The 24,594-nt window shown below is 64.7% G+C and carries 15 protein-coding genes; 5 read left to right on the forward strand and 10 right to left on the reverse strand.

The features are described from left to right. Nucleotides 1-151: 151 nt before the first annotated feature. The 4 genes from A7A09_RS00375 to A7A09_RS00390 all read right to left on the reverse strand — a co-directional run bounded on the left by A7A09_RS00375 (nucleotide 152) and on the right by A7A09_RS00390 (nucleotide 9,429). The gene (locus A7A09_RS00375; RefSeq protein ID WP_106689309.1) at nucleotides 152-2,074 is read right to left on the reverse strand and encodes a caspase family protein; all 1,923 of its coding nucleotides are present in this window, start codon (nucleotides 2,072-2,074) and stop codon (nucleotides 152-154) included. After that, nucleotides 2,074-6,648, reverse strand: coding sequence for a two-partner secretion domain-containing protein (locus tag A7A09_RS00380; RefSeq protein ID WP_106689311.1), 4,575 nt, complete (start codon nucleotides 6,646-6,648; stop codon nucleotides 2,074-2,076). Before A7A09_RS00380 ends, A7A09_RS00375 begins: the two co-directional genes overlap by 1 nt. Next, a complete protein-coding gene (locus A7A09_RS00385; RefSeq protein ID WP_106689313.1) occupies nucleotides 6,599-8,362 on the reverse strand; it encodes a ShlB/FhaC/HecB family hemolysin secretion/activation protein in 1,764 nt (587 codons plus the stop codon). Before A7A09_RS00385 ends, A7A09_RS00380 begins: the two co-directional genes overlap by 50 nt. Nucleotides 8,363-8,778: 416 nt before the next feature. Next, nucleotides 8,779-9,429: an OmpA family protein gene (locus tag A7A09_RS00390; protein WP_245999049.1), complete on the reverse strand. Its 651-nt coding sequence runs from the start codon at nucleotides 9,427-9,429 to the stop codon at nucleotides 8,779-8,781. Nucleotides 9,430-9,627: 198 nt separating this feature from the next. On the opposite strand from A7A09_RS00390, the gene A7A09_RS00395 reads away from it, so the two are divergent. From A7A09_RS00395 to A7A09_RS21735, 5 genes are all read left to right on the forward strand, one after another. After that, a complete protein-coding gene (locus tag A7A09_RS00395) occupies nucleotides 9,628-10,320 on the forward strand; it encodes a PP2C family protein-serine/threonine phosphatase (RefSeq protein WP_245999050.1) in 693 nt (230 codons plus the stop codon). Further along, nucleotides 10,320-11,201 carry a M15 family metallopeptidase gene (locus A7A09_RS00400; protein WP_106689315.1) on the forward strand — a complete coding sequence of 294 codons (882 nt, stop codon included), beginning with the start codon at nucleotides 10,320-10,322 and terminating at the stop codon, nucleotides 11,199-11,201. The genes A7A09_RS00395 and A7A09_RS00400 overlap by 1 nt, the downstream gene beginning before the upstream one ends. 3 nt (nucleotides 11,202-11,204) lie before the next feature. Continuing rightward, a complete protein-coding gene (locus A7A09_RS00405) occupies nucleotides 11,205-13,649 on the forward strand; it encodes an ImcF-related family protein (RefSeq protein WP_106689317.1) in 2,445 nt (814 codons plus the stop codon). Between the two features lie 94 nt (nucleotides 13,650-13,743). Next, nucleotides 13,744-14,943 carry a type VI secretion system Vgr family protein gene (locus A7A09_RS21730; RefSeq protein ID WP_106689319.1) on the forward strand — a complete coding sequence of 400 codons (1,200 nt, stop codon included), beginning with the start codon at nucleotides 13,744-13,746 and terminating at the stop codon, nucleotides 14,941-14,943. Continuing rightward, complete coding sequence (locus A7A09_RS21735; RefSeq protein ID WP_281277291.1) at nucleotides 14,916-16,133, forward strand: type VI secretion system Vgr family protein; 1,218 nt, start codon at nucleotides 14,916-14,918, stop codon at nucleotides 16,131-16,133. Before A7A09_RS21730 ends, A7A09_RS21735 begins: the two co-directional genes overlap by 28 nt. A 7-nt stretch (nucleotides 16,134-16,140) precedes the next feature. Here the strand turns inward: A7A09_RS21735 and tagF are convergent, their stop codons facing one another. Genes tagF through tagH form a run of 6 tightly spaced genes read right to left on the reverse strand, consistent with a single transcriptional unit; the run spans nucleotide 16,141 to nucleotide 24,554 of the window. Next, nucleotides 16,141-16,617: a type VI secretion system-associated protein TagF gene (tagF, locus tag A7A09_RS00420; protein ID WP_106689322.1), complete on the reverse strand. Its 477-nt coding sequence runs from the start codon at nucleotides 16,615-16,617 to the stop codon at nucleotides 16,141-16,143. Nucleotides 16,618-16,620: 3 nt separating this feature from the next. After that, on the reverse strand, nucleotides 16,621-19,533 hold the full coding sequence (gene tssM, locus A7A09_RS00425) for a type VI secretion system membrane subunit TssM (protein ID WP_245999051.1): 2,913 nt from the start codon (nucleotides 19,531-19,533) through the stop codon (nucleotides 16,621-16,623). Beyond that, complete coding sequence (locus A7A09_RS21230; RefSeq protein ID WP_245999052.1) at nucleotides 19,530-20,174, reverse strand: hypothetical protein; 645 nt, start codon at nucleotides 20,172-20,174, stop codon at nucleotides 19,530-19,532. Before A7A09_RS21230 ends, tssM begins: the two co-directional genes overlap by 4 nt. A 3-nt stretch (nucleotides 20,175-20,177) precedes the next feature. Continuing rightward, nucleotides 20,178-21,530, reverse strand: coding sequence for a type IVB secretion system protein IcmH/DotU (gene icmH / locus A7A09_RS00430; RefSeq protein ID WP_106689324.1), 1,353 nt, complete (start codon nucleotides 21,528-21,530; stop codon nucleotides 20,178-20,180). 7 nt (nucleotides 21,531-21,537) lie between these two features. Beyond that, nucleotides 21,538-22,872: a type VI secretion system baseplate subunit TssK gene (gene tssK / locus A7A09_RS00435; protein WP_106689326.1), complete on the reverse strand. Its 1,335-nt coding sequence runs from the start codon at nucleotides 22,870-22,872 to the stop codon at nucleotides 21,538-21,540. 20 nt (nucleotides 22,873-22,892) lie between these two features. Next, on the reverse strand, nucleotides 22,893-24,554 hold the full coding sequence (gene tagH / locus A7A09_RS00440) for a type VI secretion system-associated FHA domain protein TagH (protein ID WP_106689328.1): 1,662 nt from the start codon (nucleotides 24,552-24,554) through the stop codon (nucleotides 22,893-22,895). Between the last annotated feature and the right edge of the window lie 40 nt (nucleotides 24,555-24,594).

Here is a 24,594-nt window from a genome sequence, read left to right on the forward strand (position 1 = left end):
GCAAGGCTTCAGATGCTTCGCCGATGATTGCCCAATACGATATTGCGTACAGGGCAGGTCGTGGAGAAAAGGCGTCGTTCCGTGTCCCGATATTCCGGCAAACATGAATAATGTCGAGAATGTGTATCGCGCCGGTCGCGGTTGCCTTGTCCTATTGATGTGTCAGCACGTCTGATTGAAACCCGCCATTGCGCCAGCCGTTCAGGGCTGTGGTGAAATTCGGGCCGGGCTTGCCGTCGACATCGCTGGTGTAAAGCCCCGCCGCCGCCAGTCGCAACTGTACCTGCGTGATGGTCTCGCCGGACCATTGCCCGGCACCGTCGGTCAGTTCGGTGACGATCTGACCGCTATCCTCGGCGGCTCCGCGCAGGAGCATGTTGGCCGCCTGCGCCGGGTCGCGGGGGACGAAATCGCCGCCCTTGTCCAGCATGATCGCGGCGGCGCGATAGCCCTGATACTCGCCGTCCCGCGCGGCGCGGCGGAAATAGTCGAGCGCGTCGGCGGGTTCGCCAATCACGCCGTCCAGCGCCAGGACGCCCAGGTTGAAGGTGGCCTTGGCCGAGCCCTCGGCCGAGGCGCGTTCCAGCAGGGCGATGGCGCGGTCGTCGTCCTTGGGCAGCAATTCGCCCTGGAACAGGGTGATGGCGAGGTTGATCATGGCGTCCTCGCTGCCGCCCTCGGCGGCCTGTTCATACAGTTCCATCGCGCCGGGAATGTCCTGCGCCATGCCGTTGCCGTTTTCCTTCAGCTGGGCAAGGCTGACCATGGCGCGCAGATCGCCGCGCTCGGCGGCGATCTCATATAGCGCAATCGCCCGGCTCAGATCGCCCGAGGCTGCAGTCGCGCGGGCCAGAAGGGCGACGTAATGCGGCAGGTTCGGCGATTGCGTGACCGCGGCCGAGCAGGCCTGAATGGCGGCAACGGCGTTTTGCTGCAGCCGCTCGAAGGGCACGCCGGATGTGCCTGCGGTGGCGTCGCGCGGATGGGTGGCCAGCCGGTCGCACAGCGCGGCAGGGGTCATGTCCTGCAAATCCGGCAACAGCGCCATAAGCTGCCGGGCCTGCGCCGCATGGGCGCCATCTGGGTAGCGATCCAGATAGAATTGCAGCAGCGGCCGCACACGGCTGCGCTGTGCCAGTGTCCACAGCTGTTCGGCCTGTTCGTCGGGCTCTCTGCGATCGATCGAACGGGTGCGCGTGCCGGTTTCCAGCCAGGCCAGTGCCTCGCCAACATGCGCACCCTGAGGGTAAAGATCGACGTAAAGCCGCATCAGCGCATCGTCCCGCGCGCTGGTCGCGACCTGGTAGAACATCGTTTCCTCGGACATGTCGGGCGGGCCGGTGTCGAAGGCGAATTGCCGCGTCAGCGAGGAATTCTCCCACGGGATCTGCTGGCCGCCGGTCGCGGTGATCACGTCGCGGCGAACGGCGATCATCATGTCGGAAATCACCTGGCCGGGAGTATAGAGATGATGCAGCAGCGCCTCGGTGAAAAAGCTGTTCCGCCCGGTGCCGTCATAGGCGACATTGCCGGGCTGGGTGGCGTAGGCGAACATGAAATCGGCCTCGGTGCCGATGCGGGCAAGGCCGTTCTCCGCCTCCGGCAGCGAAGTGCCGAAGGGATTGTCGCGGCAGGCATCCAGAACGACCAGTTTCAGCCCCGGCGAGCCCTCCAAGGCGCGCAGGATCTCGGTGACGGCCAGGATCTGTCCGGTCGCATCCCCGGTTCCGGCGATCCGCGCGTCGATCGGCACCAGATAGTTCTCTCCCCCGATCTGGAAACCGTGTCCCGCGTAATAGAACAGCGCCACATCGGCATCCCGCGCGGCGTCGGCGAAATCGGCGGTCGATTGCCGCATGCCCTCACGCGTCAGGTCGCGGCCAAGGATCACATCGAAGCCCAGCCCCTCCAGCGCGACCGAGATATCCAGCGCGTCATTGCTCGGATTGTCCAGTGATGCGACCGAGGCATAATCCGAATTGCCGATGACCAGTGCGACCCGACCCTCGGCCAGCGCGGCGCCTGCCCAGATGATCGTCAGCGCGATCAGCAGGACATGACGCAGGGCCGCCATCAAAGACCCACGGCGCGGGACAGTTCGACGCCGACGCTGTCCACCGCCTCGGCCACGCGGTTGATCGTTGCCGTCTGCACGCCGGCCAGTTCCGGATCCTCCGCGCGCACGAAGTTGATCGCGCTGCGGATTTCGGCCGAGGCGGTGGCGATGGCCACGCGGGCCTCGCCGATGGCATCCTGACGGATGGCCTCGCGTTCGGCGGCAGTGGTCGCGGTGGCAAGGCGCTGTTCGGCGCGGGTGCGGGCCGTGTCGATATTGCGCCGCGCGTCGCGCACGATCTCGGCCACGTTTTCCATGCCGGGCGGCAGGTCGGTCGCGATCTCGTCCAGCTTGTTGGCGAAATCATCCAGCGCGTCGGACAGGCAGGCGAGGTAACGGCTGACATCCGTATCGTTCTGCGAGCAGCTTTCGGCGGCGATTTCCAGAACGGCGGCGATCTCGTCGATGCGCGCCAGCGTTGCCTCGGCGCTGCTGCGCGGGATGAGGACCGTGGGCTGCCCGCTCGGGCCAAGCGGGGCAGTTGCCCAAGGCGGGATCAGTTCGGTATCGTCGTCATCCCCGGGTTCCGGCAGGTCGAAGAAGGGTGGATCGGGGCGCGGCAGATTGTCCTCGGGCGTTGCCGTGACCGTCAATTCGCCGGGCTGGTAGTCGATGATATAATTTTCCAGCCCGCTGCCCTGCGCATTGGCCGCCGTGATCGTGTAGGGGCTGCCATCGATACCTGCCGTGCCCGCGGCACCGTCGCTGGCCAGATCGACACTGTCGATGCTGTCCCATGCGAAAACACCGGTCGAGGTGAACTCGGTTCCGTTGAAGGTGAAGGTCTCTCCCTGTGGTTTCGTCTGGTTGTTGGCCGTGACCGTCAGCGAGGCCGGGTCCACCGTCATGAGGCCATCGGCATAGGTGATGTCATAATTCGACAGGCCTGACCCAGTCGCACTCGACCCGGTGATGGCGTATTCGCCGACATTCGCGCGGTTGTCGGCGCCGTCGCTGGCCAGATCGATGCTGTCGACGGTGTCGTCGTTGAACAGGGTCGAGGTGGTGAATTCCTGCCCGAGGAAGGCGAAGCCCTGACCATAGGTCTTGACCTGATCATTGGCGGTGATGACTAGCGGAGCAGGGGTGATCTCATAATCGGCGGGCAGATCGACGACCCGGTAGTTTTGGCCGGCCGTGCTGGTCAGCGAGGTGGCTGTCAGAGTGAACTGGCCGGTGCCCACGTTACGACTGGGGAAGGTCAAGCTGTCAAAAACTGTGGCCGTCGCCGCCGTATCGCCCGTGGGCGCAAAGACATAGACCGAGGGGCCGCCGAATGTGGTACCGGTGGTGCCGGTCGTCTCGGCCTGGCCATATTGCAGGGTTACGTCATCGGGCACGGCGAAGATCACCCGGTCGATGGTATAGATCTCCGGATGCCCGGCGCTGTCGCCGGGCGCCCAGACATTGGCGAAATCCCAGCCCTGCGCCCCGGCCTGCGCCAGAAAGGCGGCGGTGTCGCGGAAACTCGCGGTGCTGATGCCCTGACCATAGGCCGTGGCTGCCCCGCCCGCCGTCTGCCCGGTTCTGTCCCGGTCAAAGAAGGATGCGGTAACGGTGGTCGAGGGCGATCCCACGCTTCCGATACCGGCGTTGGTGCCGATCAGCCCGTGAACCGAAATCGTGCCCGTACTGCTGGTATCGACCGTACCGCTGGCATCGACTGCGCCGCTGGCATAGGTGTTCGTGACATTGCCTTGCCATGTATAGCCGATCAGCCCGCCGACTTGCTGTGTGCTGTTCGATGACGATGTGACATCGCCATCGGCATAGCTGTCGATGATATCGCCAAAGAAATTCGTGCCGGTATGGCCACCGGCACGTATCTCGATGCCGCCGCCGTCGACACGCACATCGCCATGGGCGGCGGTTCGGATCATCGTGCCCGGGGACGGGGCGGTGTCATGCAATCCGGCAAAGCCGCCAATCGAGATCTGGCCGCTCCCTTCTCCGGGAGCCTCCTGGTTGAAGCTGACATCGCCGCTGCTATAGGCGTCGGTGATCGTGCCACCCAACATGCCGACGAAACCGCCGATACTGGCCTCGATATAAGACGGCACATCCGCGCTGACCGTCACGTTCCCGGTCGAGAAAGAGCGGGATATCGTGCTGCCTGCCGCGACCGAACCCGCCAGCCCGCCCGCGATGATCGTATATTCATTCGGCTCGCCGAGCCCGACGTGAATATTCGTTCCGGCAGATGAATCGGTTATGCTGCCGCCATCGGACATCGTGCCTACGATCCCGCCCGCGCGCCTTGAGCTGTTGTCTCCGTCCAGCCTGACCTGGCCCGTGGTGTGAATGTTTTCCATCGTGGTGTCATGGGCGTTCGCGACAAGACCGCCTGCGGTTCCCTGGGCGTTGATCCGCAGCCCTGTCAGGTGCAGGTTGCGGATCGCCGCGCCGTCGGTCGTATCGAACAGGCCACCACGGAACCTGCTTGTCCCGACATATAGTCCGTTGATACTGCGTTCGCGGCCGTCAAGGCCGCCCGTGAATGCGCCTTCCCCTCCCTCGCCGAGATAGCCGATCGGATCGAAGCCGCCATAGCCCTCGCCGAAATTGTCCCAGGTCGCGGTCCCGCTGGCGTCGATGTCATTCGCCAGGGCGAAGTGGGATCCGCTCAGTTCGGATGAATCCATGCCCTGAAGCCCGTAGACATCGGCCAGCAGATAGGGGTCGCCGGCCCCACCGCTTCCGCCCAGAACACGGAGGAAGGTGGCGTCGAAGCCGTTCAGACGGAAATCGGTTACGTCGAAGGGAGAGAGATCGCTTCCGCCTTGGGTCCATGTACCGCTGGACATGATGAAGGTATCGGCGCTGACCTGGCCTCGGGCGGAATTCCCGATCACGGATGAGTCGGTTATACCGATAGTCGCGGCATTCATGGTCAGGCCCGAAACGGTTATATCGGCACCGCGAAGCGTGATGTCGCCGTCAGCCTCAAGGTTCAGCCGACCATTCTCGCCCATTATCGAACTGGTGATCAGGATGTCGTTATCCGCGATCAACCGAAACCTCGTGTCCGCGGTCCAGCTGATGTCGCCTCCATCGAGCGAGTCGTCCCCGATGAAAATATTTCCCGCCTGATCATCGGGCGACGACGTATCCAGCGTGAGGTTCCCAACTGCGAGGGCGGTCTCGATCATGTCTTCGCTGTGAGTTCCCGGCACCGATATGTCCGTGGGATCGATCAGCAGGGTCCCCCAATGGCCATTCGGCGCGCGCAGATCGGTGCGCCCGTCATAGTTGACCTGCCCGGCGCTCGAGACCTCGACAAAGCCGCCATTGCCGCCCTCGCTGCCGCCGCGCGCGGACATGTTGCCCACAAAGCTGGTGCGGCGTTGCGACCACAGGACGATCCGGCCGCCATCGCCCTGGCTCATGCCATTGGCCAGGATGCGCGTATCGGCATCGCCGCTGACGGTCTCGGCATGGGGGAGCGATCCCTTGCCGCCGAAGCTGCCGCCAATCCGGATGCGTCCGCCGCCTGCCGCGCCGCTGGCATCCAGACGGGCGCCGTTCAGCGCGATGCGCGCGCCGGTGATGTCGATATTCCCGCCACGTTGCCGTGGCGGGCGTTCCGATGCGGCTAGCGTCAGGTCGGGGCGTGGCGCACGTGTTCTGACCGTGCCGCTGACGCGAACGGTGCCGCCACCGCCGCCGCCCAGCACGATGGCGCCGTTCCGCATCGAGACCGAGCGCGCCTCGGCCACGCCGGACAGGTTGATCGCGTTGCGTGCGGCATTCCGGGCGGTCGCGGCCTTCATCTCGATCCGGCCGCCATCGGCGGAAATCCGGCCCGAATTCCGGATCAGCGCGCGATCCTCGCCATCATCTTCAGAGGGCAGGGCGACCTGCAGGAAGCCGTCGCCCGACAGATCCAGCGTGACCCGTTCACCGGCCCCAAGCCCGATCCTGCCAAGCGGCGCCACGATGGTGCCGCTGTTATTGACCCGCCCGCCGATCAGCGCGGCATAGCCGCCACGCTGAATTGCGATGGTGCCGTGGTTCGCGACCTCGGCCGAACGGCCATTGCCGCCGAAACGCAACCGGCCCTCGTTGAAATCCTGGTCCGAGATATCCAGCGTCGAGGCAACGAAACCGCCGCCGGTGCTGACTACGCCATCTGTGCCGATCACGATGCCGTTCGGATTGACGATGAAGACCCGGCCATTCGCCGTCAGCGAGCCGTGGATACCGCTGGTGGCCTCGCCGGTCACTCGGTTCAGGATGGCGCTGCTACGGCCCGGCTGGTCGATATTGACCGAGGCGTCCCGGCCAATCGAGAAGCCGTTCCAGTTGACCACCGCCCGGTCCGAGCGCTGGTGGATCAGCATGTCGGCCGCGCCCGGTGTGCTGATCGAGACATCGCCGCTGGCGACGGTGCCGCCCGATGGCAGCTCCTGGGCTGGTGCAAGGGCCGGCACTGCGATCAGCAGCGTGCTGGTATAAAGCGCGGCCCGCAGGCGCTTGTGGCGTTCAGAACCGAAAATTCCCGGAAAGGCTGACACGCGTGTTGTCCGAGCCATTATCCCGCTCTCCTCTGCCATATTCGATTCTCAGGGAATTCGACCGGAAACGTGATCCGGTCCGTGATATCAGGTCGATCCCGATGCCAAAGGCATGGGCCGATTCGTCGGCGGTCTCCAATGCGGTAGGCTGTGCGATCCTGACCTCCCCGGCGCCCGCAAACAGATAGGGGCTGAAGGTCAGCGGTGTGCCCCTGACCTCGATATCGCGCGGGCTGGACAATTCGGCCCGGATGACCCAGCCGCTGTCTCCGCGCAGATCGCCGGTATCGAAGGCCGACAATTCGCCGGGTCCGGCAATGCTGAACTGTTCCGAGGTCACCAGCGGATCGCCGAAAGAAGTCTGGAACCGGCCGGTCAGGTCAAGCGCGAACCGCTCGCCGATGGCGCGCTGATGCGTGGCCGATACGACAAGCTTGGTAAAGGTCGCATCCGCGCCCTGCCGTGACAGCGGCACGCCGTCGGCGGCGGCATCGGCGGCCGTGCGCGCGCCCAGGGCATCGATGCCGCGCGACAGGGTCAGCCCGGCTTCGGACAGGCTGCCGTCATCATGCGGATAGGACAGGCTGGCACCAAGGCGCAGCGCGGTGATCTGGTCGCGGAATACGGGATCGAGCCCGGTATCCAGCAGGGTCAGCCGGTCCTTCTGGCGGTCCAGCATAAGCTGCGTTGTCAGGTTCAATTTGCGCGTCCGGATCCATGGATAGATCAGGCGGAAGGATTGGCGGTCGAAATCGGAGCGCGTCGCGATCCCGTCGGTATCGGGGGTCGTGTCGCTCGTGGTGACTTCGACATTCAGCGCCAGACCCGAGGGGCCGACCGGCATGACCGCGCCGACCGCGAGGACGCGGTAGCGGGGATCGCTGGTGAACAGGCCCTTGGGTGACGCCGACAGCCGCCCATAGAAGGTTTCGCCATAGCTGAGCAGGCTGTTCAGCTCGAATCCCGAATTGACGACCAGCCCGTTCAGATCGTCAGGCGCGATGCTGCCCAGACCCGAAGGGGCGAAATTGTCAAAGCCGATAAAGCCCGTCACCTTGCGGAATTGCGGATCCAGCGCGATGACCGTGCCGCCGGGACGCTGCCCGGCTGCCAGCGCCGAACCCAGGGCCACACCGGTCACATCGCCCGCCAGCAGAAGCTGACGTTCAAGCTGGGTCATGGTCAGGCCCCGGCGATTGACCAGCGGATCGGTCAGCGTCTCGATCCGGCTGCGGATTTCGGGCGGCGTCTGCGAGGTATCGACCGCCTCGACAAAACCGTCCACGACCGTGATCCGCAGCACGCCGCCATCGCGCAGAGTCTGCTGTGGCAGAACCACCCGGGCCAGCACATAACCGGCCTCGGCATAGGCGGCCTCAAGATCGGAGCTGGCCTCGAACAGTTCCGAAACCGGAATCCGCCCGCGGGTCAGCCGCTGTTCGAAGGCGATATTGGCGGCAGCCATCTGGGGAAAGGCGCCTTGCAGATCGACGCCTGCCAGCGTGATCCCGATCTGGTCGGACCCGGCAGGCGCCTGCGTGCCGGTATTGCCCGAGAACACCACGGAGCCCGACAGATCGCGCAGCGATGGCTGGAAGCTTTCCGGGGTGACCGAGCTTGCCGTCTGGGTCTGAGCCGGCGGCGCCAGCAGACACAGCGTCGCGGCAGAGATCACCAGAACCCGCTGCCAGATTGCGACGGGGCCAGCCGGGGTGGTATCAGTTTTAGCCATACTGAATCCCTCCGAGACGATTTTATTTGAGTAATTATAATACAGGATAACCGGAAGTTTCTTTATGTCCAGAGCGGTTCCATTTCATATCGAGATGCAGGGAATCCCTTGGCTGCCAGTTAGGCTGAAACGCGAACTGGAAACGCTTTGGTCGGGCGTAAAATTAATTTTCCGATCCGCTGCCGGAAAATATTTCATTATCTGCAAACACTGCGGGGATGATGCGGTTAAAAATCGGGTGGCTGCCACTATTTCTCACTCGTTTGGAAAATCCGAATGATGACAGGCGGTTTCAAAATTCCGCAAATGATCTGGGGTGCCGTATATTCATAAGCACATGGTTGCAGTCAACAATGGCCGCTTTTCGGGAACTCCCTCGTTTTCGGGAGATTTGCACACAATATGCCTGTTTCAGGTCAGCTGAGTGCCTGAAACTCGACCCGGCGGTTTTCATCCGCCTGCGGGTCTTGTTCGTTGAAAGGAAAGCGCTCGCCCATGCCCATGGTTTCCAGCCGCGCGGCCGGGATGCCACAATCCTCGACCAGATGGCGCACGACCTCTTTCGCGCGCAATACAGACAGGCGTTCGTTATATTCGTCCGTTCCGGCGGTATCGGTATGGCCGACGATGCGGAACAGTTGCACCTTGCTTTGCTGCATGGCCTGGCAGATTTTCTGCAGTTTCGGCTTTTCTGTATCGGCCAGCGCGGCGCTGTCAAAGCCGAAATTGATCTGCAGGTTCACCTGCAGATCGGGGTCGAGCTGGCCGAAAACGACCGGCTGAACGGTTTCCCCGGTGGCGGCCAGCGGCTCGTTGGGATCGGTCGGGGAAGGCTGTGCCGTTGCCGTGACCGAGGCGCCGGTTTCGGCGGCTCCGGTCTCGTCTATGGTGATCAGTTCCAATCCGCGGGTTTTGCCAAGCCCGTTCGATTGCGCTTCGTGAAAGACTTCTTTCTGTTTGTTCCATATTTCGACCAGATCCTGGACCGACAGATCCTCTTGCGCCGCGGCGGGCAGGGCCGTCATGGCGCAGAAAAGCAGGGAAAGCAGGGATCGCGTGAAGCACATTTCGACACCGGGGGGAAAAGTTTTGATATGATCGAACACTAGGGTATCATTATTCAAAGCGAAATTCAGCCACTTTCCGAGGCCCGCGATGACGCCCGCGCCCAAAAAGGAAGGCAAGCGCCGGTAATGTCTGCGCCCATCACCCGCCAGCCGCCGATTTTTCCGGGCAATAGGCCCCTGGTTTTCCGGGGCAGCGGCTTGACCCATGTCGGCCGCGTGCGTGCGCGGAACGAGGACGCGATCCTGACCGATCCCGACGGGGTGCTCTGGGCGGTGGCGGATGGCATGGGCGGCTATGGCAATGGCGAGGTGGCGGCCGATATCGTCGTCGACCGCATTTCCCGCCTGGCCGATGACATACCCGCCGAATCGGGCCTGCGCAGCATGATCCAGGATGCCAATCATGCCATTCGGGAACACGCTCGCGCGCAGGGGATAGCACAGATGGGTGCCACGGTGGTGGCGGCAATGATCCAGAACAATATCGCGACGATTGCCTGGGTCGGGGATTGCCGCGCCTATCTGTGGCGGGGCGGCCAGTTGCGGCTGGTGACCTGCGATCATTCGGTGGTGCAGGAACTGGTGGATTCGGGCCTGCTGCGCGACGACGAGCGCGAGTCCCACCCCGAACGCCATATCGTCACGCGCGCCGTTGGCGCGGCATCGCATGTCGAGGTCGATATATCCTTGCTGCAACTGGTGCTGAAGGACCGGCTGATCCTGTGTTCGGACGGCCTGGCTGCTTGCGTCAGCGAGGACGAGATCGCCCGGATCATGACCCGGCCAGCCGATCCGCGCAGCCTGTGCCGCTCGCTGGCGATGCAGGCGCTGGATAACGGGGCGCCGGACAATGTGTCGGTGGTCAGCGTCTTTGCTCAAGAGGCCGATTGATGCGGCAGGGTGCGCTGATCGGACCCATCATCGTGGCAATCGGGTTGGTGATTGCCGCGATTTCCTTTGCCGTGGTCGGGGCGCTGCTGGAAACGGCTGATGGCAGCGCCGAGTTGCGGCTGAACCGGAACGAGGCGGAACTGGCCGCGCAGCGCGGCGATATCGAGACATTGCGGGCCGAGTTGCGCGATGCCCAGGTCGAGATCGACCGGCTGTCCGAGGAACTGGCCTTGCAGGCCGCTCAGCCACGCCATGCCCCGCAGCCGCAGATACCCGATGTGACGATCACCGCGCCGGAAGTGACCGGCGAGGACGAGATAGAGGATCACGGCGGCACGGCGGCGATGACCGAGGTGATGCGGCTGGCCAAGGCGCGGTTCAATCAGGGAATCACCCAGCCCGGCAACCGCGTCATGCTGGAGATACTGGGTCATCCGCGCGACAGTTATTCGAACGATTGCCAGTCGGTGACGCAGCCGTATCTGCGCTCGCTTCTGGAAACGCGGCAGATCGGGCCGATCCGGGTGACGATGATCAAACCGGCGCTGGACAGTCTGGAAAGTATCCTGGCCGAATTGCAGCAAAGCGAGCCCGATATCCATGCCGCGCTTGGCACAGCTGGCGCGATCTGCGCGCGGCTGATCCGGGGTTCGCGCAAGTCGGTCTCGAATCATTCCTGGGGCACGGCGATCGACCTGAAACTGGAAGGCAAGCTGGACGGTTTCGGCGATGGCGGCACGCAGTTCGGGCTGCTGCTGCTGGCCGAGCTGTTCAACAAGGAAGGCTGGTATTGGGGCGCCACCTATAGCCGCGAAGATTCGATGCATTTCGAGGTCGGCGTCGAGACCATGCGCAAATGGCAGGCCGAGGGGCTGCTTTAGCCCATGCCCGCCGGACGCGCGCCGCCTTCACCCTTTGATCCCGCCGCTGCGCCGGTCCTGCAGATGATCGACGATCTGGACCTGCGCGCCGGACGCGGGGCCGCGCGGCTGATCGACGAGGCGAAGGAACTGCTGGACCGGTTCGAGGGCGATGCCCTGCGGGCCGGGGCGCCGAAACAGGCGGTGAAACCGGCGCGTTATGGTCTGGCGGTGCTGCTGGATCGCCGGGCACGGACCCTGCCGCAGGTCGATCTGGGTACCTGGTCGGTTCTGGCGCGGCGGCAACTATTTGACGGGCGCGACATGTCGCTGGCACGGATCCGCGATTTTCAGCACACCGCTGCCGCGCAGGGCGCAGATTATGCCGATCTGGGCCGGTTCCTGCTCGGGTTGCTCGAACGCGCCGATTCCGACCGTGATGCGCATCGGCACCGCAAAAGCGGTGGCTGGGGCCTGAAGGTGGCGGGCTTTGTGCTGCTGCTGCTGCTGGGGCTGGCCGGCTATGCCGGTTTTCTGGAATACCGCTATCATCAGCGCATTAATGCCAATTTCGAGGCCGAGATGCGGGCCATCGGTCTGGATCGCCCGCGCAGCGGTGACGATCTGGTGCGCCGGCTGGACGATCTGCGCGCGGCGGTGGATCGGGTCGCGGACGCGGCCGGGCAGGCACCGCTGAAACGCATGATCCGCCTGCCCGTCCTTGACAGCGAGGCACGGGCCAGGGCGGTCTATGCCAAGGCCGTGCGGAGCTATGTGCCCACCGCCATCGCCGACGGGATCGAACTGACCATCGCGACACAGGGCGACGGGCTGGTGCTGTATGATGCACTGAGGGCGTGGTCGGTTCTGACGGGGCAGGATAGTTGGACCCCGGGATACCTGGCGGGCTGGCTGGAAGATAACGGCGCCCGTGTCGGACTGGCCGGGCTCGAGGCCCATGTCGGCCCGCTGACCGGCCCGGACAAGACCATCGCACCGCGCGATACCGAATTGCGCGATCAGGCCCGGGCCTTCGCCGCCGAAATTCCCGAGGCCGACCGCGCCTGGCTGGAACTGCTGCGCGCCGATCGGGCGCGCGCCTTGCCGCCATGGCAGCCCGAGGACCGGGTCCCGGGCCTGTCACAGGTGCTGATGCGCCGGTCGGGCCTGCAGCTGCACACGCCCCTGCCGGGGCTGTTCACGCAGGATGGCTGGAACTATGCGCGCGATTACGGCGTGGGTGTCGCCGTGCAGAAGGCGCGGGCGATCGCGCCCGTGGTGATCGGCCAGGCTCTGGCGGCTGAAAACCGGACGCCGGATCTGCTGATGGACCGGCTGTTGGATCAGACCGTCGTGACATGGGATGACTGGCTGGCCGATTTGCGCGTGCGGCCCTTTGCTCAGCGCGAGACCGCGATCGTCGTCTCGGGTGCGCTGGCGCGGCCCGAGAACCCGCTGACCCGTCTTCTGCACGAGGTCTGGGCGCAGGTCGGCGGTCAGGACCGGCAGCGCAGCCATGAGCAGCAGCTTCGGCTTGCGCGCGAATTCGGACCGGCGATCCAATATGTCGAACAGGGCCGCATGGCGGAAATCGAGGCGCTGTTTGCCCAGCTGAACGTGGCGCTCGGTGCGGTGGACCTGGATCAGCGTTACGGCACGGACCGGCTGATGAGCATCGGCGACCGCGCGCGCTCGATCACCGCGCTGCAGGCCGCGCCGCGCATCGTCGTGCAGATCGCCGAGGATGTGCTGGCGCAATCGGCCTTGCCGCAAAACGCATTGGCCGAGGGCAACGCCCTGACCCGACAATGGCAACAACAGGTCTTTCCGGCCTGCCAACAGATCGTGCAGGGGCGCTATCCCTTCGCCGAGGGACCGGATACCGACATGGCCGGACTGGCCGGGCTGCTGGGGCCGCAGGGCACGCTGAGCGTTTTCATGGCCAATAACGCGCTGCCGCTGCTGGAGGCCGATGAAACCCCTTGGCGCTGGAAACCCGAGGCCCGGTTCGAGGGGCTCAGCCCGGAAAGCGCGGCCTTCTTTGAACGCGCGGCGCAGATATCGCAGGGGCTTTTCGCCCAATCCGGCACGCTGGACAGGCCGCTGACCCTGGCCGCGCTGGCCGAGCGGGGGCAGACGCTGGTTGCCATCGGTGGCGAGGCCAGGCCCGTGCTGGCGACCGGCGCGCCGGTGCAGCTGTCCTGGCCCGGTCCCGCGCCCGATTCAGGCGTCGAGGTCAGCTTTCGCGAGGGCTCGGATGCGGGGCGGCTGATCCATCCCGGCCCCTGGGGGCTGTTGCATCTGATGGACACGCTGCGCCTGCGGCTGCGCGATGACGGCGCGCGGGTGTTGCTGGATATGCGTAGCGATACCGGCCGCGTCTTTCTGGAAATGACATTCGCGGATAAACTGAACCCGGTCTCCGTGCGCGGCGTAATGCAGGGATTTGATTGCCCGCCAAGTTTATAGCACGGATATTTCCAGGATTTGCCTTTTCGCGGTATAATCAATTGGCGAAGATTTACCGCCCCGATATTCCGCGACCTTTTTGGAAAGAGCAGCCATGCCCGCCGATCGCTTCGCCTTGCTGAAAACGCCTCTGCCTACAGAGGCCGCGCTGGACACGACGCCGATGGCGGATTTCAAGGGGCTGGCTTTCATGGCGCTCAGCGGCCATGATTCGCTGAGCCGCTGCTTTGAATTCGATATCAGCGCGATCAGCGGCACGCCCGACCTCAAGTCCAACGATCTGCTGGGGCAGGAGGTCGGCCTGAAGCTGACGGCGGATCGTGACAATCCCGATGTGGCGCGCTTTTTCCATGGCATAGTCGACGGGTTCCGCTTTGCGGGATCGGATGACGAAGGGCACTGGCTTTACCATCTGATCCTGCGGCCGCGGCTTTGGCTGCTGGGCAAGACGACCGATAATCGCATTTTTCAGGAAATGACGGTGGTCGATATTGTCAGTGAGATCCTGGATCAGCATGGCTGCACCGATTACGAATGGAACCTGCTGTCCAAGCCGCCGCAGCGCGATTACTGCGTTCAATATGACGAAAGCGACCTGAATTTCGTCCAGCGGCTGCTGGAGCATGAGGGCATATTCTATTTCTTCCGCTTCGAGGACGGCAAGCATGCGCTGGTTTTGTGCGATGATGTCGACAAGCTGAAACCGGCCGCGCCTTACGGCACGCTGGAATTCAGGGACAGCCGGGCGGATCGGCATACCGGCACTGGGCGGATCACCCGGTTCAGCCGGGTGGACAGCATCGTGCCCGGCAGTCACAGCCTGACTGATTACGATTTCGAGAAACCATCCGCCGACCTGACGGCGCGGTCGGAGAATGCACTGGATCACAGCGAAAGCGGCGGTGCGCGATACAGCTATCCGGGGAATTACATCGAACATGGCCGCGGCGACGATCTGGCCCGGATCCGCAACAGGCAGGACCAGTCCCATGCCTGCGTGATTACGGCGCTGTCGACGGCAGCCGGCCCGTCTTCGGGCAATATGTTCAAGCTGACCGGGTTTCCCCGCAGCGCCGAAAATGACGCCTATGTCATCGAGCGGGCGGTCTATGACATTCGTGGCAGCCGCTATCGCACGCGCGGGCGCGACGTGAGTGACGCGACCAGCCGCGCGCTGTCGATCGAGGACGACCTGGCGCGGACAGCCGATGGGGGCGGCTTTTCCGCGATCTATACGCTGGTGCCGCAGGGCGGGCGTATCGTCCGTTGCGCAAGACGCCGAGGCCGGCGATGAAGGGCCCGCAAACCGCTATTGTCGTGGGGCCGGGCGGCGAAGAGATCTATACCGACGAATACAGCCGCGTGAAGGTTCAGTTCCACTGGGACCGCGCGGGTAAGAAGGACGAAAACACCACCTGTTTCATTCGCGTCAGCAGTGCCTGGGCGGGTTCGGGCTGGGGTTTCATCCAGATCCCGCGCATCGGGCAGGAGGTGATCGTCGATTTTCTGGAAGGCGACCCCGATCAGCCGATCATCACCGGCCGTGTCTATAATGCCGAGCAGATGCCCCCTTACGGCCTGCCCGGCAGCGCCACGCAATCGGGCTGGAAATCGAATTCCAGCCCCGGCGGCGGTGGCTGGAACGAGTTGCGCTTCGAGGACAAGGCCGGCAGCGAAGAGGTCTATTTCCAGGCCCAGAAAGACCATAACGAACTGGTCAAGAACAACGAATCCCGTCATATCGGCAATGACTTCTCGGAAGAGGTCGTGAATGACGCGACGCAATGGGTGGGCCATGACCGCACGGAAGCGGTCGACAACAATAAATCGACCACGGTCGGCGTCGACCGGACCGTCAATATCGGCAATAACGACGACGAGACGGTGGGCACGAACCGCGCGTTGAAGGTTGGCGTTGATGAAACCATCGACATCGGCAGCAACTCGACCGAAAATATCGGCTCCAATCACAGCCAGACCGTTGGCTTGAACCAGACCATCACCGTCAAGGCCGCTCGAACCGATACGGTTGGTGCGGTCGAGACGCGGCTGGTCGGTGCCGCCCAGACAAACACCATCGGGGCCGAACGCTCGGTGACGGTGGCGGCGGAACAGCAGCATTTCATCGGCAAGGATGACAGCTGGACCATCGGCGGCAATGAAAGCACCACGATCGGCAAGGACCGTTCGCTGGATGTCGGCAAGAACAGCAGCATCACCGTGGGCGAGGCCAGCACGATCTCGGTCGGGAAATCGGCCAGCGAACAGATCGGGGAAGATCTTGCCATCAGCGCGGGCAAGACCATCGTGATCGAGGCGGCGGATCAGATTGTCCTGAAATGCGGCAAGGCGGCGCTGACGATGAAAAAGGACGGCACGGTCACCATGGAAGGCAAGGATATCACGACAAAGGGATCGGGCAAGATCAACGTCAAGGCCGACAGCGAAGTCACCATCAAGGGCAGCAAGATCAACCAGAACTGACGGGCCGTCAGGCGCCTGCCATCTGCGCGACAAAGGTTGCCGGATCCTGGGGCGCACCGTTTTCGGCCCAAAGCAGCGGCGGGCTTGACGCAGTGCCGCCCGCAGGCAATGTCAGATCGGCCAGCAGCGCGATCAGATTGTTTGCGTCCAGATCGCCCTCGACCGCGCGGGTCAGCGCGGGCAGCACCTGTTCAGCCCATGCATCGACCTGTGCCTGTCCGGTGCCGTTTGACGGGACGACGGCGGCAAGCATGAAGTGGCGCCCGGCAGCGTCGCGGCTTGGCAGGATCAGCAGGGCCAGCGCACCCTCGCCATGGGCGATCAGGCCGCGCAATCCGCCTCCGGGCCAGCATTCGGGCCGGCGGGCCATGGGCGACAGAACACGGGTCAGCCAGCGATCCACGACCGGGCGCGCGCCGGACGGCAGGCCCCGGGCCACGAAATCGCCGCGCACGGGCAGCTTGCCAAAGAAACCCGTTGCCACCGTTCAGAACCCGGACGGGCAGTTGAAGCCCGAGAACATGGTCAGATCAAAGGGGTTCTCGACCGAATTGGCGCGCAGGTCGAAGCTGGACGAAAATCCCTGTGCCGACAGCCGCAGGGCAAAGACATCGGGCTGCGCCGTCTTGGACAGCGCCCCGCCGCGGATCAGGCGCAGGAATGCCCAACTGCCGCTTTCCGAGGTGATGACCTCGGCCGCGCCATCGATGGGCGCAAAGCTGAGCGTGATCATGTTGGTCCCGTCACTGCCGGGCCATGTCATCGGCTCGGGCCGGGTGGCGGCGTTGAAATAGGTCAGCGCCTGCCCGTCCACGTTCAGCGTCACCCGGCTGGCATTGGCCGACAGGTCGGTCGCCTGCAGCGTGAAAGCCATGACCGGACCGGAGCCGCCAGGGAACAGCGCGTCGCGCATGGACCGGGCGCGCTCGAACGGGGCCAGCAGGCCCGCGTCCAGCCCGAAATCGGCGCGCCATTGCCAGGGCCTGACGGTGCTGTCCACATAGGCCGCCAGATTGTCGTTGACGAATGTGTCGATCAGCCCGCCCGGTCCGAACAGGCGCTGGAAATCCTGCGTGTTCACATCGATGGCCGAACTTTGGTCAAAGGGATAGCGCCCACCTGTCGCGGACCGGCAGAAAGGCAGCACATCGGCCCGCCAGCGCGCGTTCAGCTGGGCGATCACCGCCTCGCGCGTAACGCTGATCGTATCGCCCGCAATGCCAGCGACCCATTTGTCGATCGGGTCGGGCAGGAGGGCGGCCTCGTTCGCGATTGTGCCGGTCAGTTCCGGCAGGCCGCCCCGCGCCAGCAGCGCCGATTGCGGATCGGGGCTGGCGGCGACGGTCTGCAATTCGCTCGACAGCGCGGCCAGCGCGGCCACGGCGTCGTCCAGCAGCGGCGGTTGGCCATCGACCTCTTGCACGGTGCTGCGGATGGTCAAGAAATGATCCGAGACCGGCTGGCCCGGCGGGGGCGGCGGTTCGGCCTCCGACCCGCCGGCGCCGGTCTTTCTGGCGATCTTGGTGCCGGCTTTCACCAGCTTGCCAAGCTTGCCCAGTTTCGATGCCGCCTTCGTTCCGCCCTTTTGCAGCGCGGCGTTGTCGCCGCCGCCTTCTTCCTCTGTGGGGCGGGCGAGATCGGTTTCCGCCACCACCGATTCCAGCAGCCGTTTCAGCGCGCTGTCGGCCGAGGACAGGTCTTTCAGGTTGCGCTGCGCCTCGGCCAGATCGGTGATCGGGGTCAGGCGGATATCTCGCAGGAATCCATCCCATTGCGCGATGAAATCATCGTAATAGAGCTTGAGGATATCGGCCTCCAGGGTCTCTTCCGAGGCTTCGGCGTTTTCGTTGCAGCCCCCGGCAAAGACGGCGCGATCCAGTGCCGCCTGCGCCGCAACCTCGGGGATCAGGGGCAGTACGGAGTTGTGGAACCCGTCATAGGTGAAGGCACCGGGCAATCCGACGCGCAGCGATTTTTCCGACAACCGGGTCAGGACGCGGGCGCCGTTCGGCCCGGTATTTTCGGCGGGCACCCAATCCGGCAGGCCCGCCACCAACGGATCCGAGCGCAGGCTGCGATAGGCCCGGACCGCCAGGGGAATGGTGCAGATGCTTTGCAGCGCGGCCGAGATCAGTTGCGGATCGGGTGCGATCTTGTTTTCCTCGGACCGCATCCGGTCCAGCGCGGCAAGCTGATGATCCAGGCTTTCCTCGGTCGGGAAAGGGTCGATAGGGGCATATTCCGGCAGTGCGCCTTGCCACCAGGCGCCCAGGAAATCGGCGTCATAGGGTGCCTGCCCAGTCAGCATCTGATAGGCTTTCAGCGCGTCCAGCAGGAATTCCGGGTCACGGCTGTGGCGCCACATGGTCGCCTCGGTCATCGCCACCATGCGGGGCTCGAGGATATTCCTCAGCGTCCGGTCATAGGCGATGCGATGCACCTGCTCCAGTTCCGGCGCGGCACCGGGGCCTGCCAAGGTTAGCGGGCCCCCGGGGGTGGGTGTTGCCGCCAGCGCGGTGGAATTCGCGGCATCCAGCGCCAGGTTCAGGTCCAGGGGATCGGTCGGGGCCTCGCGCGCGGCGACATTGGCCAGCCGTGCAGTCAGATCGGCAAGCTGGCGTTCCTGATCGTCAAGCGCGCCGTTCCATCGCAGATAGGAAAACAGGAACAAGGTACCCAGCAGCACGACCGCAATCGCCGACGCGGCCAGCGAGCCGCGCCAGATCCAGCGGCGGCGTTCCTCGGCCCGGGGATCGAACGTGCCAAGACCGGCTTCGGGGAAGATGAGGTCGGTCAGCAGGTTGCGCAGGAAGAAGCTGCGCTTGTCGCCATGGCGGCGCTGTTCGGGCTGTGGCGCGGAGAGGCCAAGTGACCCGGCAATGCCGCCCAGCATCTGATCGATGGGGGAGCCTTCCTGCGTGGCCGATGTGAAATAGACCCCGCGCAGCCATGGGCTTTCTTCGTAACGGCTTTCGCCGAACGCCGCCTCGACCAGTACTTTCAGCGGGCCGGTCAGCCGGTCCAGTTGCGAGGGGAAGCGGAACACCAGCGCGCGTTCGGACAGCGGCAGATCGTCATTGATGCGGTCGATCAGGCGGTTTTCCAGCGATTCCTGCAAGACCTTCATTTCGCGTTCGACCGTCAGCCCGTCGACACGGTCGGCGGTGCCCAGGGTCGCGCCCCAGACCTGTTCGCGCTCGCGCGTGTTCAGATCGCCGAAAAACGCCTCGAATCCGGGGATCAGGTCGGATTTCGTGATCATCAGATAAACCGGCAGCTTCAGCCCGGTCTGTTCGCGCAGCTCGGCCAGCCGTTTCCTGATCTCGCGCCCGTAATCGCGGATCGTGGCGTCATCGGCGGTCAGTTCCTGCACCGACAGGGTCAGGATCACGCCGTTCACGCCCGCCGCCCGCGATGCTTGACCAGCAGATCCATGAAGCCCTTCCACTCGGCCGCGTCGGCCTCGGGGTCGGATTGCTGCTCGACATAGCGTCCGGCGGTGTCGATCAGCACGGCGTCCTCGGTAAAGAACCAATCGCAATTGCGCGTGCCGCCGACGCCTTTCAGATCGTCGGACAGGTCGATGGGGAAATGCAGGCCCGACTGGCGCAGCGCCGTGGTCTTGCCGGTGCCGGGCGGGCCGATGATGACATACCAGGGCATGTCGCGCAGGAATTTGCGGCTGCCCAGTTTCGAGCGTTTCATCTGTTCCAGAACACCCTGGAACTTGCTTTGCACCTCGGCCAGGTTCTCGTCGCCCGGACCGCGCTCGATCTCGGGCGGGGGGGCGGCCAGTTCCTGCACGAAGACGCGGTTGGCCCTGGCCGCGCGCATCTGGCGGATCAGCATCGATAGCAGCCACAGGATGATGATGATCCCGATCACGATGATCCGCGTCAGGTCCGATGCCAGCGGCTGGCTGTTGCCGAACGAGATCAGCGGACCGTAAAACCAGATCAGCGCACACAGGATGGCAACCCCGATCAGCGTCCACAGGAAGCGCGAGAAGAGGAAGCCGAAGATCTTCTTGAGCACCGTCATCGCCTAGACCTTCTTCTGCAGGATGATCTCGACCCGGCGATTGCGGGCCCGGCCTTCCCGGGTTCCGTTATCGGCGATGGGTTCCGTCGCGGCCTTGCCTTCGGATGTGACCAGCCCTGCCGGCACGCCCGCCGCGACCAGCAGGTCGGCGATGGTCCTGGCGCGCGCCTCGCTGAGCCCCTGATTGGACCGGAACGGGTTCGAGGTCTGAACCGGCACGCTGTCGGTATGCCCGGCCACGCGGACCGAGCCGATCAGGTCCGCATTGTCGATGATGACCGCGGCAATCGAGGTGATCAGCGGGCCATAGGCATCGTTGATATCGGCCTTGGCCGAGCGGAATACCTCGGGGTCGCTGGCCTGCACCACGACCACGGCAAGCGACACATCCTCGCGCCCGGTCAGCGCGGCTGCGGTGTCGGCGGGAGCGGCTTCGGCAAACAGTGGCAGCAATTCGAACAACAGCGGGTTCGCGGTCAACTGCGGCTGTTCCTCGGTCTCGATCACCGGACGATAGATTGCCGCGCGTTCGGGCGGTGGCAGCACGCCCGCCAGCGTGAACAGATCCTCGCCACGACCCGACAGGCGGATGCCGAGACCCACATAGATCGCCGTGACCAGCGCAATGGCCATCAGCGCCAGCGACCAGATCGGCACGATGAACTTGCGGTCCTCATCCTCGGCCACCACGCCCTGCCAATGCGGCGACAGCGGCGCATCGGCCGCATCGCGATCATGCAGCACGCGCGCCATCTGGGCGCGCAGGCGGGCGATCTCGGCCTCGCCCGCCGGGCCGCTGATGCGGTATTTGCCGCGAAAGCCAAGCGACAGGCACAGGAAGACCAGTTCCAGCAGTTGCGGATCGCGTTCGGGATAGCGCAGCAATTCCTCGGCCAGATCATAGAAACGCTCGCCGGCATCGACATTACCATACATCGAGGCGACCAGCGGCTGACGCGGCCAGCCGCTGGAGCCGCCCCAGGGCGTGTTGATCGCCACATCGTCCAGCAATGCGCCCACGAACCAGGCACCCTGATCGGCGCGGGTCAGCGGCACGCCCATCGTCACCGCCGCATCGCGGGCATGGGTCAGATTGTCCTGCAGCCGGTTACGCAACAGGTCGGGATTTTCGGGCGCGACCGCGCGTTCCAGTTCGGGCGCGATCCCCAGCAGGGCGGCAAATGCGCGGATAAGGGGGTTGTCGCTGGCCCTGGCATCCCTCAGCGGCGCGCTGCGCGCAGGCGCAGGCGCAGGCGCAGGCGCGGGTGCGGGCTGCCGCGCATCGCCCGAACGCCGTGGCCGGACGCGGGTTCGCGCCGCGTCGTCTTCCAGCCCGAAGGGATCGTCATTGGTCATCTTGGTCCTATCGGTTCACCGCATAGCAATCGATTTCCGGTTCTCGTTCCAGCTTGCCGGCCACGCCCAGCACGAAGCCCGGCGCATCGGACAGAGCGGCGTAATGTTCGGATGCGCGGTCAAGTTCCAGGCACAGCCGGTCGCCGTCATAGGGGATCTCGCGCGGCTGCGAGTTCAGCGGTTTCAGCGGAATGCCCGGCAGCTTGGATTTCCACAGCTTGTCGAAATCGCCCGCCGCGCCGACCGTCGCCTGATCGACGAAGATCTTGCGCAGCATCGCCTCGGACATGTCACCGCCGATGCGCAGCACGATGCGGTTGGATTTCAGGATCTCGGGATTGTCGATCCGCACGGTCCAGATGTTTTCCGAATGATGCGAGACACGCAGCGCCCGTGATTTCGGTTCGACATGGCGCAGGGACAGCATCAGCGAACGCAGCGTATCTGCCAGGGTGGTAAAGGCCGCCTGCGGATCCGCATGGTCATAGATCGGCAGTTCCGTCATCCGCCGGGACGAGGCGCCGTAGGTCGCCATCTGTCCGGCCAGCCCGGCCAGTTCGCACAGCAATTCGGACGGATGGCAATCGTTCTGTGCCATCAGATGCGCCAGTCTCGGCCGCGCGCGATTGGCCAGTTCCAGGATCAACAGGTTCTCCATCGAGGCACCCGCGCCGCCCAGCACCATCGAGCCATGCGCGTCGGCGATCCGGTCGATGCCGGTGACCAGCTCCTTCAGGAATTGCCCGTACCACGGCACTGCCGAGATATTCGGCGATGGCGCCAGAAATCCATCGTCCAGCGCCACGGCGCCTTCGGATGTCAGGCCGGTCAACCGGGCCAGCGGCAGCGTCGTATAGCCGCGCGTTTCCTGCCCCGGCAGCAGCAGTTTCGGCGCCAGCCGCGCAACCTCGATCTCGGTCGGTTCGGCGCCAGCGGCGATGGCATCGCGGATCGTGATGTAATCGCCGCGATAACGCATGCCCGAAGGCTCGGCATGGGCCGGGTCGATCTCGGCCCCGCCGGTGGTTTCAGAGGGAACCGCAAGATGGATCAGCCCGGCTTCGGTCTTTGAGGTGACCGGCAGCGGCTCGATCGGCAGGCAGCTTGCGCTTGCCGAAAAGACGGTGCCATCGGGCATCACCCCATCGGCGACGCTCAGCGCCACCTGCCCGGCATCCAGCGCAGCGCCGTCCAGTTCCAGCGCGACAAAGCCAAAGCTTTGCAGCGGCGTTGCCCGGAGGGCCTGCCGCACCAGCCAGCCCAGATGCCGGTCCTGCTGTTGCAGATGCTGGGTCCTGAGATACAGCCCCTCGGACCAGACAACCTTGTTTCTATCCGTCATTCGCTTCCCGTTGCTAAAGACTAGCCGCCGCTGACGGCGATGCCGCTGGATCCGACGGTGATCGTCACCGGGGCCGATTTTGCCGGAACCGGGATCCGTTGGCGCAGGGTTCGCCCGGTTGGATCGCGGAAGCCTGCCGTGACGCCGATGGCGGTGGTGCCCGCCTGCACGGTAATGGCTTTCGACACCGTGGCGCCCGGCCCCAACACCAGTTGATCGGCCTTGACCAGATCGCCGCCAAGCGCCGCCGCAGGATCCTGCAGGGCCAGGTAGTCGGCGGAATCGAACGCGCCGGTGCCGGAAAGCTGCAGCACCTGCACCGTCACCGGGCGGTCCGCCCCATCCGAGCCGGGGTTCATGCCCGCCGATCCCGTCGCCGTGACGGCAAGAACCGTCGGCGGCGTTTCCCCCCCGCAGCCCGCCAGCAGCAGCGCGGCACTCGCTCCGGCGGCCAGCAGGAGCCTTCTGTTAAGACCGCTTGTCATCTTGCGTCCTCCTTCCACTTTCATACGCATCGCGAAAATCGGCGCGACCTCGCCCAGGAACTGATCCTCGGCCGAACGGGCGATCTCGCGATAGCGTTCTTCGTAAAGGCGCCACAGCTTGGCGCTGCGGCCCCCGGCGATCAGGCTTTCCAGAAGGCCGACATCCGCCATCGCCTTCTCGATTTCCTCGGGGTCGAACCTGTCGATCATCCGCCGCAGCGCGGCCTGCAGCGCGGTCCATATGCGCAACTGGTGATCGGTCAGGTCACGAAAGGCCTGTTCCAGCGCCTCCTCGGGGTCCAGATAGCCCCGCCCGCGCGGCCGGACAAAGCTGGCGAGCACATCCTCGGGCGTGGCCAGGAATTTCAGCGGGTTCACATCGGAACTGGCGATGATCGTTTGCGCCACCCGTGCCTTCTGCTTGGCCTGCGCACGGGTCCGAAGCTGCTGCATCAACCCATCGACCAGAAGGCGCATGGCGCGCCCGATCCGCTCGGCCTGCTGAGCCGGATCGCCGGTGAATTGCGACGGGTCCAGCCCCATGCCACGCAGCAGGGCTGCGTGAATGTCGCGCTCGGCGCCCTCTGGCAAAGGCGCGGGTGGTTCCGGCTCGGGCGGGGGCGGTGGTGGCGGTTCCGGCGCGGGCGACACCTGCCCGGCGGCGGGTTCTTCCGCCGGGGGCGCCGGCCTGGCCTCTGGCCCGTCCCAATCGGCGAAGATATCGGATTTGGGCGCTGATGCCGGTGCGGGTGTGTCGTCGGGTGGCGGGGCAGGAGGCGTGGGCGTGTCGGTGAAATACCCGCCCCGCTTCTGGGCCGGTCCGGATTGGGGCGTTGTCGCCTCTTCGGGCCGGTCAAAGGGTTTGCGCAGATCGAGACCAAAGGCATCCTCTTGATCCAGCGGCTTTGGCGGTGCGGGTGCGCGCGGCCGTTCGTGGCTGCGGGCCTTGCTGGACAGGCCGAACGGATCGGGCAGGTCCTTGGGCCGCGGCAAGGGTTCGGGCGGGGGCGGTTCGCCCTCGTTGCGGTCAAAGTCAAAGACCAGACCGCCAGCCGTTTCAGGCTTGCGGGGTTCGGTTTCGGTGCCCGACAACGCCTCGACCCGCATAACGATATCGCCCATGCGCAGCCGCATGCCGGGTTCGATCGGTACGGCCTTGCCGGCGCCCACCGGATTGGCGGCATTGTCGATGAACAACCCGCTGCTGATGCATCCGTGACCATGACCCGGTCATCGG

This window comes from Paracoccus methylarcula (assembly GCF_003007735.2).
GTDB classification, from domain to species: Bacteria; Pseudomonadota; Alphaproteobacteria; order Rhodobacterales; family Rhodobacteraceae; genus Paracoccus; species Paracoccus methylarcula.